Origin of the sequence: Campylobacter sputorum subsp. sputorum, assembly GCF_008245005.1 — a bacterium.
GTDB classification, from domain to species: domain Bacteria; phylum Campylobacterota; class Campylobacteria; order Campylobacterales; family Campylobacteraceae; genus Campylobacter_F; species Campylobacter_F sputorum.
The window spans coordinates 1345517-1361598 of record NZ_CP043427.1; the positions used below are offsets into that span (position 1 = coordinate 1345517).

The 16082-nt window shown below is 29.7% G+C and carries 16 protein-coding genes; 8 read left to right on the plus strand and 8 right to left on the minus strand.

Going from position 1 to position 16082, the window contains the following annotated elements; all coding sequences use genetic code 11:
• Positions 1 to 46 precede the first annotated feature (46 nt).
• Entirely contained in the window at positions 47 to 1390 is a 1344-nt protein-coding gene (locus CSPT_RS06860) for an FAD-dependent oxidoreductase (protein ID WP_149051357.1), read from the minus strand.
• A gap of 428 nt (positions 1391 to 1818) precedes the next feature.
• Here CSPT_RS06860 and CSPT_RS06865 point away from each other — a divergent pair, with 428 nt between their 5' ends.
• A complete protein-coding gene (locus CSPT_RS06865; protein ID WP_089183342.1) occupies positions 1819 to 3249 on the plus strand; it encodes an SLC13 family permease in 1431 nt (476 codons plus the stop codon).
• A gap of 186 nt (positions 3250 to 3435) precedes the next feature.
• Here CSPT_RS06865 and cydB read toward each other — a convergent pair whose 3' ends face one another.
• Genes cydB through CSPT_RS06880 form a run of 3 tightly spaced genes read right to left on the minus strand, consistent with a single transcriptional unit; the run spans position 3436 to position 6276 of the window.
• Complete coding sequence (gene cydB, locus CSPT_RS06870) at positions 3436 to 4548, minus strand: cytochrome d ubiquinol oxidase subunit II (RefSeq protein WP_089182905.1); 1113 nt, start codon at positions 4546 to 4548, stop codon at positions 3436 to 3438.
• 1 nt (position 4549) lies between these two features.
• Complete coding sequence (locus tag CSPT_RS06875) at positions 4550 to 6067, minus strand: cytochrome ubiquinol oxidase subunit I (RefSeq protein ID WP_089182906.1); 1518 nt, start codon at positions 6065 to 6067, stop codon at positions 4550 to 4552.
• Positions 6064 to 6276: a DUF4492 domain-containing protein gene (locus CSPT_RS06880; RefSeq protein WP_089182907.1), complete on the minus strand. Its 213-nt coding sequence runs from the start codon at positions 6274 to 6276 to the stop codon at positions 6064 to 6066. The genes CSPT_RS06875 and CSPT_RS06880 overlap by 4 nt, the downstream gene beginning before the upstream one ends.
• Positions 6277 to 6372: 96 nt before the next feature.
• Here CSPT_RS06880 and ciaB point away from each other — a divergent pair, with 96 nt between their 5' ends.
• Positions 6373 to 8169, plus strand: coding sequence for an invasion protein CiaB (gene ciaB, locus CSPT_RS06885; protein WP_089182908.1), 1797 nt, complete (start codon positions 6373 to 6375; stop codon positions 8167 to 8169).
• Here the strand turns inward: ciaB and CSPT_RS06890 are convergent.
• Positions 8164 to 8679 carry a hypothetical protein gene (locus CSPT_RS06890; protein WP_089182909.1) on the minus strand — a complete coding sequence of 172 codons (516 nt, stop codon included), beginning with the start codon at positions 8677 to 8679 and terminating at the stop codon, positions 8164 to 8166. The two genes, ciaB and CSPT_RS06890, sit on opposite strands and share 6 nt — an antisense overlap.
• 196 nt (positions 8680 to 8875) lie before the next feature.
• Here CSPT_RS06890 and CSPT_RS06895 point away from each other — a divergent pair, with 196 nt between their 5' ends.
• Positions 8876 to 9856: a c-type cytochrome gene (locus CSPT_RS06895; RefSeq protein ID WP_089182910.1), complete on the plus strand. Its 981-nt coding sequence runs from the start codon at positions 8876 to 8878 to the stop codon at positions 9854 to 9856.
• A 34-nt stretch (positions 9857 to 9890) separates the two neighbouring features.
• Here CSPT_RS06895 and CSPT_RS06900 read toward each other — a convergent pair whose 3' ends face one another.
• A complete protein-coding gene (locus CSPT_RS06900) occupies positions 9891 to 10205 on the minus strand; it encodes a hypothetical protein (protein ID WP_089182911.1) in 315 nt (104 codons plus the stop codon).
• A gap of 82 nt (positions 10206 to 10287) precedes the next feature.
• On the opposite strand from CSPT_RS06900, the gene CSPT_RS06905 reads away from it, so the two are divergent.
• The 3 genes from CSPT_RS06905 to CSPT_RS06915 are packed head-to-tail and all read left to right on the plus strand — an operon-like array spanning position 10288 to position 11976.
• Positions 10288 to 11058 (plus strand): threonine/serine exporter family protein, encoded by a 771-nt coding sequence (locus CSPT_RS06905; RefSeq protein ID WP_089182912.1) that lies wholly within the window; start codon positions 10288 to 10290, stop codon positions 11056 to 11058.
• The gene (locus tag CSPT_RS06910; protein ID WP_089182913.1) at positions 11055 to 11600 is read left to right on the plus strand and encodes a threonine/serine exporter family protein; all 546 of its coding nucleotides are present in this window, start codon (positions 11055 to 11057) and stop codon (positions 11598 to 11600) included. The genes CSPT_RS06905 and CSPT_RS06910 overlap by 4 nt, the downstream gene beginning before the upstream one ends.
• A complete protein-coding gene (locus CSPT_RS06915) occupies positions 11578 to 11976 on the plus strand; it encodes a YbgC/FadM family acyl-CoA thioesterase (RefSeq protein ID WP_089182914.1) in 399 nt (132 codons plus the stop codon). Before CSPT_RS06910 ends, CSPT_RS06915 begins: the two co-directional genes overlap by 23 nt.
• A gap of 2 nt (positions 11977 to 11978) precedes the next feature.
• On the opposite strand, the gene CSPT_RS06920 is transcribed toward CSPT_RS06915, so the two are convergent.
• Positions 11979 to 13214 carry a hypothetical protein gene (locus CSPT_RS06920; protein ID WP_089182915.1) on the minus strand — a complete coding sequence of 412 codons (1236 nt, stop codon included), beginning with the start codon at positions 13212 to 13214 and terminating at the stop codon, positions 11979 to 11981.
• Positions 13211 to 13870: a uracil-DNA glycosylase gene (locus CSPT_RS06925; RefSeq protein WP_089182916.1), complete on the minus strand. Its 660-nt coding sequence runs from the start codon at positions 13868 to 13870 to the stop codon at positions 13211 to 13213. Before CSPT_RS06925 ends, CSPT_RS06920 begins: the two co-directional genes overlap by 4 nt.
• Positions 13871 to 13972: 102 nt before the next feature.
• Here CSPT_RS06925 and dapB point away from each other — a divergent pair, with 102 nt between their 5' ends.
• Both dapB and purF read left to right on the plus strand, forming a co-directional pair.
• Entirely contained in the window at positions 13973 to 14734 is a 762-nt protein-coding gene (gene dapB, locus CSPT_RS06930; protein ID WP_089182917.1) for a 4-hydroxy-tetrahydrodipicolinate reductase, read from the plus strand.
• Positions 14735 to 14736: 2 nt separating this feature from the next.
• Positions 14737 to 16077, plus strand: coding sequence for an amidophosphoribosyltransferase (purF, locus tag CSPT_RS06935; protein ID WP_089182918.1), 1341 nt, complete (start codon positions 14737 to 14739; stop codon positions 16075 to 16077).
• Positions 16078 to 16082: the final 5 nt, after the last annotated feature.

Below are 16082 nucleotides of genomic sequence, written 5' to 3' on the forward strand. Positions count from 1 at the left end.
CTTTTTTCAAATTATACAAATTTAAAGAAACATTTTAGATATATTATTATCCTAATTCGGATTCAAATTTAGCTTCATCAAAAGATTTATTTAAAAACTCACACACTTTTTTTGCATCTTTTACGCCATTTCCAAGACAACTTGTAGCACCGGGACTTGGCGTCATATTAAAAATAATGCCTTTTTTTGTATCAATTGATGCCTCTCCAAGCATAAGAGTTTTGTTTTTCTTATCAATTACTTGTGGTCTAATGCCGCCAAAACCTTTTGCATAGTAAATATCATCTTCTCTCAAACTAGGAACAATCTTTCTAGCATCTTTTACAAAAAGTTTTTTTCCTAAAATAGGCATCTCAAAAGCTATATTTCTAAATAAATAATTTCTAATATCACTATCTTTTAATAAATCCCAAAAAACGCTAATGGTATCCATACCTAAGTTCAGAGCCGATAATGATTCTAAAATACTTTTTGAACCATGAAATCTCTCTAATTTTGGCATAGGAATAGCAGTTGGTCCAAAACGAGTGCATCCATCTGCTAAAATATCAGGGTCTCCATGCAATGCCGCAAAAGGAAGCTTTGGATTTTGAATCATATAAACTTTACCATTTAATAATTTTTTCTTAGTTAAATAATAACTTCCTGCCATCGGCAAAGTTCCCATATCCATTCCATAGCCCATTTTATGGGCCAAATATAAAGAGTGTGCACCAGCATTTACAACTACAAAATCAGCACTTATTGAAAGATTATTAATAGTATTTATATAAAACTTATTGCCAACTTGATTGATTCTTTTTACTTCGGAATTTAGATAGACATCTACATGTTTTGAGTTCTCTTTTTTAGCATTATCTACAAATGAATTTGACATAGCGCCAAAATCAACAGTTGTATAAGCACCATCAAGAGTTCCTATGTCAGCAACATTATCTTTTCTAACATTGCTATTTTCATCAAAAACAACTTTTGGTTCTATTTGCTTTAATCTATCTCTATCGTAAAATTCCAAATAAGGATATATCTTCTTAAGCTCATCATATCTTTGTTTGATAGATTCAACTTCTTCTTCGCCAACTCCCATGGCAAATTTTTGATGCTTAAACATAAACTGCTCATTATAGCCGTGTTGAAGACCATATTTTACTATCATATCTGCAGTTTTTTTGACTTTTTTAGCTTTTTCGTAAGTGTAATTTGTCTCTATGTCTCCAGAATGTATAGTCTGAGAGTTGCCAGTTCCTTTTGAATTTAAAGTAGACACCCCCTCGTATTTTTCAACCAAAGCAATGCTTTTTATATTTGTATATCTTGAAAGCAAATATACCAAGGCAGAGCCAGAAATTCCACCGCCAACTACAACAACTTCATAATGCATCTCTTTCATTATATTCATCTCCAATATTTATTTTGTGTATTTTGCTATATTTTTGTTTAAAATACTGTATATTTTTTAAACTAATAGCAGTTTATAACTTTACTACAATATCATTTTTAACAACATATGAGTAATTGTACCCCAAAAGAGCTAAAAAAAATAAAAAATTAATATATATTTTGATATTTTTAAATAAAAATATCACATTTTGTAACATATATTTTTATAAATTTATTTTATAAATTTACAGATATTTTTTAAATATTGCTTAATTTTATACAAATTTAAATCAATAAAGTTACATATGGTTACAATTTTATTATTTTAGATAAAATTATTTATCTTTTACATTAAAAAATTAATTTTTTATACATCAATTAAGATATAATTTGGCTATTAAAATTAATTTTTAAGGAGGTAAAATGGCAGATGTAAATATGGAGGAATTTCAAACAAATGAAGAAGAGCTAGAACAAGCAACTAGCTTTTGGCATCAAAACAAAAAGTCATGGATTATTATAGCAATTGCAGCTATTGTATCTATGATACTTTTTTATGTTATGCCTTATGATGTTAATGCAAAAAAAGGCTTATGTTTGCTTGTATTCATAGCAGTACTATGGCTTAGTGAAGCTGTACATATAACTATAACAGCACTTATGGTGCCTGTATTAACCATAATCCTTGGTATACAAAATGTTGCTAAAGATGGAACACTAAGTGATTTATCCATAAAAACAATTTTAACAAATTTTGCAGATCCAACTATATTTCTTTTCTTTGGCGGTTTTGCCTTAGCAACTGCTCTTCATATACAAAAAATTGATAAAAAAATAGCTTCTAAAATCATTTCTATGTCAGGCTCAAATTTAGGCTATGCAGTTATTGCGATATGCGTTGCCACGGCAGGACTTTCTATGTGGATATCAAATACAGCAACTGCTGCTATGATGTTACCTTTAGCAATTGGAATTTTATCAAATTTAGATGAAGAGAAAGATAGAAATACATTTACATTTGTACTTTTAGCCATAGCATTTTCAGCAAGTATTGGCGGACTTGGAACTATCGTTGGTTCACCTCCAAATGCCATAGTTTCATCAGCTCTTGGATATAGCTTTACAGATTGGATGAAGATAGGAATACCTTTGATGTTAATCATATTTCCAACAATGCTTATAGTTTTATATGTTGTATTTAAACCAAATTTAAATACAACAATACAAGTTGATAAAGTTGATCACATTCCTTGGACACAAAAAAGAATTTTAACTTTAGTGGTGTTTGGACTAACTGCATTTTTTTGGATTTTTTCAAAAAATTTAAGCACACTTTTGGGAATGAAAATCACAGATGCCTTAGTTGCATTAGTTGCAGCTAGTGCCATCGGAGTGCTTGGTCTTGCAAAATGGAAAGAAATAGCCCATGGAACAGACTGGGGTATTTTAATGCTTTTTGGTGGTGGACTTGCATTAAGTATGGTGCTTAAAAATTCAGGTGCATCAGCAGTCCTTGGCTTAGAAGTATCTAAACTGTTTGGAACAGTGCCACTTTTTGTAGTTATATTAGTCACTGCTATATTTATACTTGTGCTTACTGAATTTACAAGCAATACTGCCTCAGCTGCACTTTTAGTGCCTATATTTGCAACCATAGCAACAGAGCTTGGTTTGCCAAAAGAATCTCTTGTTGTAGTTATAGGAGTTGGTGCAAGTTGTGCATTTATGCTTCCGGTTGCGACACCGCCAAATGCTATCGTTTTTGGAACAGGTTATATATCGCAAAAGCAGATGTTAAAAGCTGGTGGAGTTTTAAATACCTTTTGTATAGCAATTATAACACTATACACATACTTTTTCTTAACTTAAAAAAACAAATCTCAACCATTTTAGGTTGAGATTTTAATATCATGGATTAAAAAATAATTATTTATTTTCGTCTTCTTTTAGCCTTCTTTGTGTTTCTTTTATATTTAGTTTTACAAATTTATAACTTAAAAATATAAAAATAAACCAAATTATCAGCATTATTATAGATTTTGTCATTTTATTTCCTTAGTAAATATGCTCATCATTTTGTATCTCTTTGCTAGTTAGCTTAACCTTATCCATAGCTCTCCAAACATAGATAATATAAGCTAAAACAAAAGGTATAAAAACAGAAATAACACTCATTACTCTAAGCGTATAAAGACTAGAACTTGAATTATATATGCTTAATGAACTTTGTAAGTGTGTATAAGATGGATAAAACAAATTTCCACTCAATCCCAAACTAAAAAACAAAGAAGTTACTGCCATAACAATACCTAGTCCATAGAAAAATATTCCTTTGTTACTTTTTGCAAAAAGTGCTTTATATATCCCATAAGAAACTAGTATCAAGCCCAAAACAAATGTTACTAAAAGTATCGGTGTATTTATAAAATTTAAAATATATTGATATTTTTTCATCACAACAATACCATCTTCACCCATCATAAAACCATCTTTTGTAAAAATCCAAAGCAAAAATAAAATAAAAAACAGTAAAAATATTATAAAATTTACTTTAAGCGATTTTCTAAATTTAGCATTTAAATACTCATCGTCTATATTATTCATAAGATATAAATTTCCGCCAACCCTAGATGAAAAAACAAGCGTAATTCCTAAAATATAATTAAATGGATTTTTAAATATCTCAAGTCCGCGGAGTGAATTTTGCCAAAGCACAAAATTTGTCTCATTTAGTTTAAATTCATTCCCGCTAAAAAACGTGCTAAGCATCAAACCTATCAAAAATACACCAACACTTCCATTTATCAAAAGAAAAATTTCATAAGTTTTTTGACCCAAAAAATTATGAGGTTTTTTTCTATACTCATATGCAACAGCTTGGATTATAAAACAAAAAAGTATAGCCATCCAAATCCAATACCCACCACCAAAACTAGTTGCATAAAATAACGGAAAAGCAGCAAAACAAGCTCCACCAAACATTACAAGTGTTGTAAATGTAAGTTCCCATTTTTTGCCAATTGAATTAACAATCATATCTTTGTGAAGTTCATTTTCGCTCAAACAAAAAATCAAAGTTTGACCGCCTTGAACAAACATCATAAATACAAAAATTCCAGCAAGCAAACTAACTATAAACCACCAATAAAGTTGATATGTTTCATACATTTTAAAATCCTATCTTTATCTGTTTTAACATAATTTTTATTTCCGCTATGAAAAGTGCTGTAAAAAGAACTGCAAATAGCCAAAATGATATCATTATATTCGTAGATGCTAAATTTGTAGCAGCTATGCCAACTGGCATTAAATCCTGTATAGCCCAAGGTTGTCTTCCGACCTCAGCAACTATCCAACCAGCCTCACAAGCAATATAACCAAGAGGAATGCTAAATACACAAATCCAAAGAATTTTCCTAAATTTCTCAATCTCATTTGCCATAGATAAATACAAAGTTACAAAAAATAATAGTATGAAAAAGCTACCAAGTGCTACCATTATATGAAAACTATAAAAAGTAAGTGCTATTGGCGGAACTATATCTTTTGGATTATCAAAATATCCATATCCGAAATTTTTCATATTTTTATCAAGCAAATCTTTATTTTTAAGCATTAAATCGCTATTGTTATCATCCTTTGCTTTTTTATAATCGCTTAGTGCTTGTAGGGCAATTTTGCCGCTACTAATCTTGCTTTGAGCAGACTCTATGCCAAATTTTTCATTTCCAAAAACCAAATCCTCAATACCTGGAGTAAAGTTATTTATACCTCTTGTTGCCATAAGTCCAAGAAGATACGGTGCTTGTATCTCAAGTAAAAAAGAGTTTTCATCATCTCCTATTTGCTTATTTGGATTTAAAATACCCATAGCTACAATTCCGGCATTAACCTCTCCTTTATAAAGTCCTTCCATAGCTGCAAGTTTCATTGGTTGTTTTTGTGCAACCTGATAAGCACTTTCATCGCCACTATAAAGCACAAAAAGTGAACTTAAAAATCCAAAACTAGCAGCAACTATGAAACTTTTTTTAGCCATTACAAAGTGTTTGTTTTTCAGCATAAAATACGCACTAATGCCTAGCACAAAAAGCGCTGAAGTGATATATCCGCCACCAACAGTGTGTAAAAATTTAGATATACCTGTTGGAGATAACGCAATTTGTAAAAAATTTATCATTTCGTGTCTTGCCATATCTGGATTAAACATTGTTCCAACTGGATTTTGCATCCATCCATTTGCAACAAGTATCCAAAAAGCACTCAAATTTGAGCCTATTGCAACCATCCAAGTTGATAAAAGATGAAATTTTTTACTAACTTTATTCCATCCAAAAAACATAACAGCAAAAAATGTAGCTTCTAAAAAAAATGCAAAAAGCCCCTCAGCAGCAAGAGGTGCGCCAAATATATCTCCAACAAACCAAGAGTAATTCGCCCAGTTTGTTCCAAACTCAAATTCCATTATTATGCCAGTTGCGACACCAATAGCAAAATTTACAGCAAAAAGTCTTAACCAAAATTGAGTTATTCTTTTCCACTCTTCATTGCCAGTTTTAACATAAATTGTTTCCATAAAAGCTATGATAAAAGAAAGTCCAAGAGTTAATGGAACAAACAAAAAATGATAAAGTGCTGTCAAGGCAAACTGGGCTCTTGAGTAATCAACAGAACTTAAATCGATCATTTTATTTCCTTTGTGATATTTTCATAAATAAAATCTATTCTGTCTTCTTTGTTATGAAATTTCGTATTTATCGTATCAGAAAAAAAGAAGATTTTTAAAATAAAAATTATGACAAAAAGTTTTATAAGTATAACAAGCCAAAGCGTTTTGCCTAGTCTCATACTTTTAAATCCATCTAAATAGAACTTGATAATTTTTTGTATTAGCATGTGATATTTTACTTCAATTATCTTTATCCATGGTTAAATTTGCGAAAATATATTAAATTTTGAACTATATAATCACAATTTTTTAAAGGATAAAACATGAATAATTATAAAGAATTGCTAAATTTGGTAAATGAAAACAACAAAAAGCTAAATGGTTTATATGATGATTTAGATAGCGATATCATAAAAAAAGCTCTTGAAATTTGTAAATTTAGCGGCGAAAAATCTCAAAAAATAGCCATATTAAGGCGAATAGTAGATTTAAAACCAGACCCGCTTTTAATAGAACTAAAAAAAGTCCATAAAGACAATCAAAAAATTTTAAAATATAGAGATGAAATGTATGAATTTACTGCACAAATTCATACTAATTTGCACGAAGAGTTAATTGAGAAAATTAATAAAGCAAATATACTAGATGATTTTAATTTAAATTTACTTAAAAACGTTCATAATATCGGTATAATATTTAATGAAATGCAAAAAAAATGGCAAGAAATTGTAGTAGATAAAAATAGTGAATTGTTTTCTAAAATTCAAAATCCTTATGAATTTATAAAAGAAAATAAACTTTATCAAATTTCAAATGACGGCTTAACTTGCGATAGAAGCTATGGGGTTGCATTATTTGAAAACGAGAGCGTAAAATTTGTGCCATATTCTATATTTTTTGGTGAGTTTAATTTAGAAGAAGCTTTTGACGAAACTATACATAATCTAAACAAAGTTAGCAAAACACCAGAACATGCAAGTTATGTAAAATATTTTGAAAAATTAAAAGAAGCATTTTTGCAAACTGATGATGATAAAGTTATATCATCGTGGCAAGAAGCAGAGATTGCTTGGATGGATGTAAAAGGCGATTTGCAAGTTGGACATCCGCTTGAATACTACGAAGATGCTTATACTCACGCAGTTGCCTTAGAATGGGATGTAAGGCTAAAAGAAAGTTCATCTTTTGATGAAAATAAATTTAAAAAAGAAATTTTAGAAAGTTTTGATAAAGTTTATAAAAATATAAATGCACAAAATCCAAAAATGTATCAAAATGTAGTTTCAAATATAGATAAAACCCAACTTTATATCTCAACTCCTATGATTTATTACGGAGCTGAAATGAACGGGCTTTTTAGTGCTCAAGTTGTTCCAAATGATGAGTTTGTTAGCAATAAATGCGGTAAAAAAATATTTGCTTTTGTAAATTTTGTATATGAGAGCTCAAAAGCAAAACCATTTATGAAACTAAGCTCAATAATATTTGAAAAGAAATTTTTAGATTATGGAAGAGAAATTTTATTTAAAAAGCCTGAAATTTGGCGAAAAGTTTATGAAGTAAGCACGATAGGACACGAGTTTGGGCATATATTTTTCATAGATAATGATACAGAAAATTCTATGAATAAAAATGGTCTTTTTAAACTTATCGAAGAGTATAAAGCGACAACTGGCGGATTAGTAAATTTCTTTTTTCACGAAAAAGAAGAACTCAAAATGCCGGTATTTAACGAGCTTATAAAAAGAAGTGTCGGTTTAATAGCATGGCAAAAAGTCGATGAAGTTAAGCCTTATTACTGCGAAGGATTGATACATTTAAGTTTGCTTTTTCAAAGCAATGCATTAAGTTTTGAAAATGATAAATTAAGTGTTAATTTTAGTAACAATTCTTATGAAAAATTTAAAACCTTATGTTTGCAAAACTATGAAACTTTGGCTAAAATTTATTATGAAAAAATTGATGCAAGTGAGTTTTTAAATAAATTTTGCATATTAGAAAATGGTGTATATCTACCAATAAATAAAAATGCAAAAGAATTTGTTGTTTATTATGCTAAACTTTACGATGAGATTGGCAACGAAGTTGATGAAAACTCATCAAAGCAAGAGTGGTTATAACTCTATATTTTCTAAATTTATATGTAAATTTGAAGATATATTTTTAATTTCTTTAAGTGTTTCATCATTTTTTGGTAGCACTATGTAAAGAGAGTTTTTAAAACCAAGAAAGTAATTATTTTTACTTTCTTCTATGGTTTTTAAGTGTTTTGTTTCAAATTTTTCATTAGGTTTTGGCTCACCCACACTAAAAGATATGAAATTTTCATCTGCTTTAAAATTCATAATAGTATCAGCAAATTTAGTCTCTTTTGCATTTTTGATGTGTCCATCTTGCATTTTTTTATACAATTTTGGATAAACAATCATCCATAAAATTGCAAGAATTACTGATATTATTGACACAATCGGAGCAACTTTAAATATACCATCTATAAAAATTCCAACCAAAATAAACTCAAATGGTATCGCATAATAGCTTATCAAACGCTGTTTTTTCGCTGTTTTGCTTTTTGTTAGCATAAAAATTTTTAAATTTATTATATCGTTTTGCGTAAGTATAATTTTCAATGTTTTGCCTTTATAAATTTTTGCTTATTGTATCAAAAAAGATTTTGCAATATATTTAAATGACATAAGGCATGCAAAAATATTATTAAATATAAACTAAATAACTAAATAACTAAATATAATTTTATTACTTATTAATTTTTATAGAAGTTAATAGTATATTTTTTCAAATATTTTAACACAAAAGGAGATTAGTATGAAATATTTTCATATCTTAACAATACCGCTTTTGCTTACTAGCCTAACATTTGGTTTTGATGCTAAACTAGACAAGCAAAAACAACTAACCGGCATAGACTTGCCAACTGCCAAATGGCAACTTCCGCCGGCAATTGACGAAAATGGTATCTTAGATGAGACAAAACTTCCCAATTCGCCTTATGGCAAAAATGTCATACTCGGATACAAAATTCTAACCCAAACTCACAAATACATAGGTCCAGATGCCAAAGATAAAGAAAAAAGATTAGCAGGAAATCACTTATCTTGCAATAGCTGCCATGCAAATGCTGGAACTAAGGTATATTCAGCTGGTTTTGTAGGAATTACTGCTAGATTTCCACAATACAACGCAAGAGGCGATAAAATAGTAAGCATAGAAGATAGGATAAATGGCTGTATGCAAAGAAGTATGAATGGTAAAGTTTTGCCATTAAACTCGCCAGAAATGAGAGCAATTGTTACATATATGCACTATTTAAGCAGTGGTGTGCAAGTAGGTGCAAAAGTGGAAGGACAAGGTTTAAATAGCGTAAAACTTATAAGCAGAGCAGCTGATCCAAAAAAAGGTGAAGTTTTATTTCAAACTCACTGCGTAGCTTGTCATGGACAAAATGGCGAAGGTTCGCAAAATCCAGATGTAGCAAATGGGGATTATTACATTTATCCGCCACTTTGGGGTAATGATAGTTACAATACAGGTGCTGGAATGTATAGAATGATAAAAGCGGCACAATTTATAAAACAAAATATGCCTCAATTTAATGCTATTTTGACAGACGAGGAAGCTTTTGATGTAGCAGCTTATATCAACTCTCAAAAACGCCCTATTAAAAAAGGTAGGGATTTAGATTTTCCAGATAGAAGAGTAAAAGCTATCGATACGGATGTTGGTCCTCATGATGATAAATTTAGCGATAAAGAGCACAAATACGGACCATTTAACAAAATGAAATAATAATATTTGCAAGTATTTTCCTTGCAAATACAAATTAAACTTTTACATTTCCTTTTAAAAGCTGTTCAAACAAAGCTAAAATTTGAGCATTTATTTGACCGCATTGTGCGTTTAGCTGAGCTACAAGCTCTTTGCTTGCTTCATCTTTATTTGAAGATAATTTTGCTATCATTGCTTGTAAATTTGATAGTTGTTTTTTTAACTTTTCTATTTTATTCCAAATTTCCGCTGTAGGATCTTTTGGTTTTTTAGATTCTTCGGTTTTTGAACCTTCTTTTATAGGATTTTGTTTAATTTTATCTGAATTAACAAAAATTTTATCGTAAAAAGACGCATTTTCTACTTTCATAATTCTCTCCTTTTTGCTAACTTAAATTTACATCGTCATTAAATAAAATTTCTTTAACTAAATTTTTTATATAATTAGCCAAATGAAACAAAATATATTAGAACTTATAAATTTTCTTGCAGATTATGCATCTACAATGATATCAGTTGGTAGCTATAACTCAAGAGTTAGTAGATGTGTAAAAAGAATAGCCGCGTATTACGGATATGACGCATCTATATTTGTTCTTTTAAAGCACATATCTATAAGTGTAACAGATATAGATGATTACGAAAATAGAAGAACTTATGTAAAAGATATAACCCAACATTCCATAAATTTAAGTATGATATCAGAACTTAGTGCATTAAGTTGGTCTATAAAAGATGAAAATCTTACTCTTGATGAAGCTAAAAAAATATATAAAGAAATCTTAAAAACAAAAGGTACTAAATTTGGGCTTTCTATAATTTTTATAAGTGCGGCATTTGGGGCATTTTGTAAGCTTTTTGGTGGAGATATTTGGAGTATATTTTTTGTAATAATTGGCACAATGGCTGGTGTTAGTATAAGACATTTTTTAAATAAGAAAAATATGGATATAAGAGTAACATACATAATCTGCTCTTTTATATCATCTTTTATTGCCTATTTAGCGACAGATTTTGATCTAAGCAAAACACCTACACCTGCGATAAGTGCCAGCATACTCTATCTTTTTCCCGGTATTGTAATACTAAATTCAATGTTTGATATACTTGACCAAAATGTGCTTATAGGTATAAGTAGAGCTGTAAATGCAGCTATTTTAATACTATGTATGAGTGTTGGAATTTACATAACTTTAGGCATTTCAAATTTGGGATTATTATGAGTTTAACTACTTTTATGATAGATGTCATTTTTGCAGCTATTGCGGGTCTTGGTTTTTCTTATGCAAACAATCCACCAAAAAGAATACTTTTATATTGTGCTTTGCTTGGTGGACTTGGATACGCACTAAGACTTACACTACTAGAAACCAATATACTAAATTATGCAGGTGCGACGCTAGTTGGTTCAATTAGTATTGGTTTATTTGCTGTATATTTTGCAAAAAAACTAAAAACCCCGATAGAAGTTATAGCTTTTCCATCGCTTTTACCAATGATTCCTGGAATTCAAGCATATAAAACAATACTTGCAATATTTATATTTATGCGCTCAAAAGACGAAAATGAAAAAATCCATTATCTTTTAGAAATTTTTGACAACGCATATACAACAATTTCTATAATTTTTGCACTAGCTACTGGTATTTCCATAGTTTTGCTTATATTTTATGAAAAATCTTTTGTGATGACAAGAAATGGACATTTTAGAGAAAAATACAAAGATATATTAGGAAGACAAAATGAAAATACGAATATATTATGAAGATACTGATGCTGGCGGCATTGTTTATCATGCAAATTATATAAAATTTTGCGAAAGAGCAAGAAGTGAGTGTTTCTTAAAAGAAAATTTAGCTCCTTTTACAAAAGATGGTTTTTTCGTAGTTAGCCAAATAAATGCAAAATACATATCTCCGGCTAAATTTGGCGATACTATAGAAATAACAACCAAAGTAAAAGAGAGCAAAAAAGCAAGTTGCATAATAGAGCATAAAATTTACAAAATAGCATCTATAAAAGAATGTAGTTTAAATGAAATTTTATTTGAAGCACAAATAAAATTAGCATTTGTAAATAATGGAAAACCTAGCAAAATACCTGAAAATATTTTTAATTTTATATCAACAAAACTGATATAAAATTATTGGCTTACGCCATTTTGCTCTAAATTTGGCTGAGTAGCTAACTCAAAACCATAAGGCGTTGTTTTGTAAATCAAAGTATCATAAACAACTTGAGAATTTACTATATTTTCATTAAATATTTTATTTGCACTAGGATTTATCAAACTATAAATATAATCCATACCAACACTTGTAGAGTAAGCAATCCAATCATATTTCAAAGCTTGTTTTAAAATGCTATTTATACTTTCTAAATTTTGATCTACCGAAGTTATAGATGTAGCTAAATACATATTTTTTATATCAGAATACTGAGCAAAATTTAAAAGCATAGGATCATAATTTATCTGCGTTGATAAGAGTGCGTAAGTATCTGCGTTATAAATTTTTAACTGAGATGCAAGAAGAGCTGCTTTTACCATAGGAACATTAAAAAACACGCTTGAGTTTTTAAGTCTTGAATTTCCAGAAATTTCGCGTTTTAAATCCAAATTTCCACTTTGCATTATAGAACCATATATAACGCCGCCACTTAGATTATTAACATATCCATCTAGCATATTTCCAAGACTACTTCCATCTGAAAAAGTAGCAACATTGGAATTTGCATACATTAAAAGTTTAGAAATTTGTGCTTCATAATCTATACCACCAAAAATGAAATTAGAATCCATTTCGCCTACGGCTTTTTTGTGTATCGTTGGAACAAAAACAAGAATATCATTTTGTATATTTTGAGCTAAATTTCTAACACCATTTGCTGTCATTGGAGCTATTATAAACTTAATATTTTGAGATTTTATAGCATTTGTTGCACTTGATATAGAAGAACTACTCTCATCACCTATCAAAAAAAACTTCACATTTAAATTAGCATTTTGCCTTATTATGTATGATAAAATGGCATTATTTACGATAATTGAATAACTTTTTATAACCTTTTGCGGAATTATCACAGCTATGGTTGTTTGATCAAAATCAGCAGGCATATTAAAAGGTTCTTTTGAGATACTTTTTGTTACATATGTTGCATAAATTTTATTTAACTGAGCATCTTTTGAGCCCTCAAATCTAGATAAAAAACTAGCGAGCATGTTTTCATCTATAAGCTTTTTTAAGCATTTGTCATCACAAGGCTCTATTTCTAAATTTATCCACTCTTCGCTAACAGGAGGTATAAAAGACTTTATCTCTTCTTTTTTTGCAATCAAAAAAGATACCATCAGCATCAAAATTATGACTATTTTTTTCATATAAACTCTTTAATTTTATCTAAATCCAACATAAACTCATCCATCTTGCTTGGATTTGTGATAATCCAGTAAGGCGAATATGTCGGCATCAATAAAGTGTTTTTAAATTTAAAAACACTTCCCCTTAAACTATCAAAATTTACACTCTCTCCAAAATCATTTGTTATAAGATTAAAAGCTAAAGAGCCTAAAGTAACTATTATTTTTGGAGCTATTATATCAATTTCTTGCATAATGTATGGACTACACTTCTGAAAATACTCTATATTTGGCACTTCATCGCCACTTATTTTGCATTTTATGATATTTGAAAAATAAAATTCCCCATCCCCAATTGTTTTTTTTAAACAATCTAAAAAAAATTTTCCGCTTTTCCCACTAAAAAGCTCGCCCCTTAAATCATCTGCAATACTTGGGGAATCTGATACAAAAAAAACTTTAGCATTTTTTGAACCAAAAGAAAAAAGAGCATTTTTTCTACTTTTACAAAGTGTGCATAAAGAGCAATTTAAAACTTGAGATTTTATATTTGATATACTATCAACATTTAAAAAAGAAGTCTTAATACTTCCATCTTTTAGCATATTTTCATTTATATACTTAAAGCCAAACGCCTTATAATAATACAACTTTCTAAGCATAGCTAATTTTTCCATAAGCTAGATTTTATCAAAATAGCTTTAATTTTGTATAAAATATATAATTTTAAAAGCCAAAATTTGATATACTCTTTAACATATTTATTTTAAGGAAAAATTATGATAAACATTGGTATCTACGGCGGTAGTGGAAAGATGGGGACAATGATTTTTGAATGCCTAAAAAATAACACTAAGGCAAAAGTTAGCTCTATTTACACTATAGAACCACTAAATTATGAGCCAAAGTGCGTAATAACGGATGATTTTAAAACTTTTTTTGAAAATTGCGATGTTGTGATTGATTTTACAATAAAAGATGGTGCTATAAATTTACTAAATTACGCAAGAACAAATCCAAAACCAATTTGTATGGGTACAACTGGACTTGGAGAAGATGGCGAAAACTTGCTTAAAACAGCAAGCAATATGATGCCGATTTTATATGCTACAAATATGAGTTTAGGCGTAGCAATAACAAACAAACTAGCATATCTTGCCTCCAAAGCATTAAGAGATTTTGATATAGAAATAACAGAAATGCATCATCATCATAAAAAAGACGCACCAAGCGGCACAGCACTAACACTTGCAAAAAGTGTAGCAAGTGCAAGAGATTTAAATTTAAAAGATGTTATGGTTACAGGTAGAAACGGAATGGTTGGAGAAAGAAGCAAAGATGAGATAGCTGTTATGTCTTTAAGGGGCGGCGATATAGTTGGAAAACACACCATTGGATTTTATAACGATGGTGAGTTTATAGAAATTTCTCATACAGCAACAAGTAGAGCGACATTTGCAAATGGTGCTATAAAAGCGGCACTTTGGGTAAGTGAGCAAAAAAATGGTCTTTATACCATAAATGATTGTTTGGGGATATAAATATGTGTGCAATAGTTGGAGTGATAAACTCAAATCACGCATCAAAAACAGCCTATTACGCTCTTTTTGCTATGCAACATCGCGGTCAAGAGGCAACAGGTATTAGTGCAAACAATAACCATCACATAACTACCATAAAAAATAAAGGCTTAGTTACTGATGTTTTTAATCAAGAAAATATAAATAAATTAATTGGTAAAATGGCTATCGGACACAATAGATATAGCACTGCAGGAGGTGAATCTTATGCTGATGCACAGCCTGTGTTTGCAAACTATTCTTTGGGGGAAATTTCAATTGTGCATAATGGAAATTTAACAAACAAAGATGAAGTTAGAAATGCTCTTATTAACGAAGGTTCGATATTTCAATCACATATGGATACAGAAAACATACTTCATCTTATAGCAAGAAGTAAGGAAAACCATCTGCAAGAACGAATAGTTGAAGCTATAAATAAAATCGTAGGTGCATATTGTCTGCTTATAATGAGCAGATCAAAACTTTTTGCCATTAGAGATAGATACGGCGTTAGACCCCTTAGCATAGGAAGATTGAAAGATGGCGGATATATAGTAGCTAGCGAAACTTGTGCATTTGATTTAGTTGGAGCTAAATTTATAAGAGATGTAAAACCAGGGGAAATGATAATCTTTGAAGAAGGATGTGATAAATTTAAAAGTATACAACTTTTTGAGGAAACAGATCCTAGAATATGTGCTTTTGAGTATATTTATTTTGCAAGACCAGATAGCATGATAGATGGCAAAAATGTTTATGAAACAAGAATTAAACTTGGCAAAACACTTGCTAAAAAATCTAAAATTGACGCAGATCTTGTAATACCTGTCCCAGATAGTGGCGTTCCAGCTGCACTTGGATATTCTCAAGAAAGCGGCATAAGATTTGAAATGGCAATCGTTAGAAATCACTATGTCGGAAGAACATTTATAGAGCCAACACAAGCTATGAGAAATTTAAAAGTAAAACTAAAGCTAAATCCTATGACTTCTGTTTTAAAAGATAAAAAAATTATAGTAATAGACGATAGTATAGTCAGAGGAACAACCTCTAAAAAGATAGTTGAACTTTTAAGACAAGCTGGAGCAAAAGAGATACATATGAGAATTGCTGCACCTGAGATAAAATTTCCAGATGTTTATGGCATAGATACACCTACAAAAGAAGAGTTGATAAGTGCAAATATGAGTAAAGATGAGGTCTGTAAATATATAGATGCAGATAGTTTGGAATTTTTAGAGATAGATGAACTAATAAATGCTTTAGGAAACGAGAGAAAATACTCGCTTTTAAGTTTTGATGGGAATTATTTTATAAAATAAGGGAA

What these genes read in the sequence shown, in the direction of transcription:
- CSPT_RS06860 (WP_149051357.1), bottom strand. Translation starts at nt 1,390, where the DNA reads ATGAAAGAGATGCATTATGAAGTTGTTGTAGTTGGCGGTGGAATTTCT.
- CSPT_RS06865 (WP_089183342.1), top strand. Translation starts at nt 1,819, where the DNA reads ATGGAGGAATTTCAAACAAATGAAGAAGAGCTAGAACAAGCAACTAGC.
- cydB (WP_089182905.1), bottom strand. Translation starts at nt 4,548, where the DNA reads ATGTATGAAACATATCAACTTTATTGGTGGTTTATAGTTAGTTTGCTT.
- CSPT_RS06875 (WP_089182906.1), bottom strand. Translation starts at nt 6,067, where the DNA reads ATGATCGATTTAAGTTCTGTTGATTACTCAAGAGCCCAGTTTGCCTTG.
- CSPT_RS06880 (WP_089182907.1), bottom strand. Translation starts at nt 6,276, where the DNA reads ATGCTAATACAAAAAATTATCAAGTTCTATTTAGATGGATTTAAAAGT.
- ciaB (WP_089182908.1), top strand. Translation starts at nt 6,373, where the DNA reads ATGAATAATTATAAAGAATTGCTAAATTTGGTAAATGAAAACAACAAA.
- CSPT_RS06895 (WP_089182910.1), top strand. Translation starts at nt 8,876, where the DNA reads ATGAAATATTTTCATATCTTAACAATACCGCTTTTGCTTACTAGCCTA.
- CSPT_RS06900 (WP_089182911.1), bottom strand. Translation starts at nt 10,205, where the DNA reads ATGAAAGTAGAAAATGCGTCTTTTTACGATAAAATTTTTGTTAATTCA.
- CSPT_RS06905 (WP_089182912.1), top strand. Translation starts at nt 10,288, where the DNA reads ATGAAACAAAATATATTAGAACTTATAAATTTTCTTGCAGATTATGCA.
- CSPT_RS06910 (WP_089182913.1), top strand. Translation starts at nt 11,055, where the DNA reads ATGAGTTTAACTACTTTTATGATAGATGTCATTTTTGCAGCTATTGCG.
- CSPT_RS06915 (WP_089182914.1), top strand. Translation starts at nt 11,578, where the DNA reads ATGAAAATACGAATATATTATGAAGATACTGATGCTGGCGGCATTGTT.
- CSPT_RS06920 (WP_089182915.1), bottom strand. Translation starts at nt 13,214, where the DNA reads ATGAAAAAAATAGTCATAATTTTGATGCTGATGGTATCTTTTTTGATT.
- CSPT_RS06925 (WP_089182916.1), bottom strand. Translation starts at nt 13,870, where the DNA reads ATGGAAAAATTAGCTATGCTTAGAAAGTTGTATTATTATAAGGCGTTT.
- dapB (WP_089182917.1), top strand. Translation starts at nt 13,973, where the DNA reads ATGATAAACATTGGTATCTACGGCGGTAGTGGAAAGATGGGGACAATG.
- purF (WP_089182918.1), top strand. Translation starts at nt 14,737, where the DNA reads ATGTGTGCAATAGTTGGAGTGATAAACTCAAATCACGCATCAAAAACA.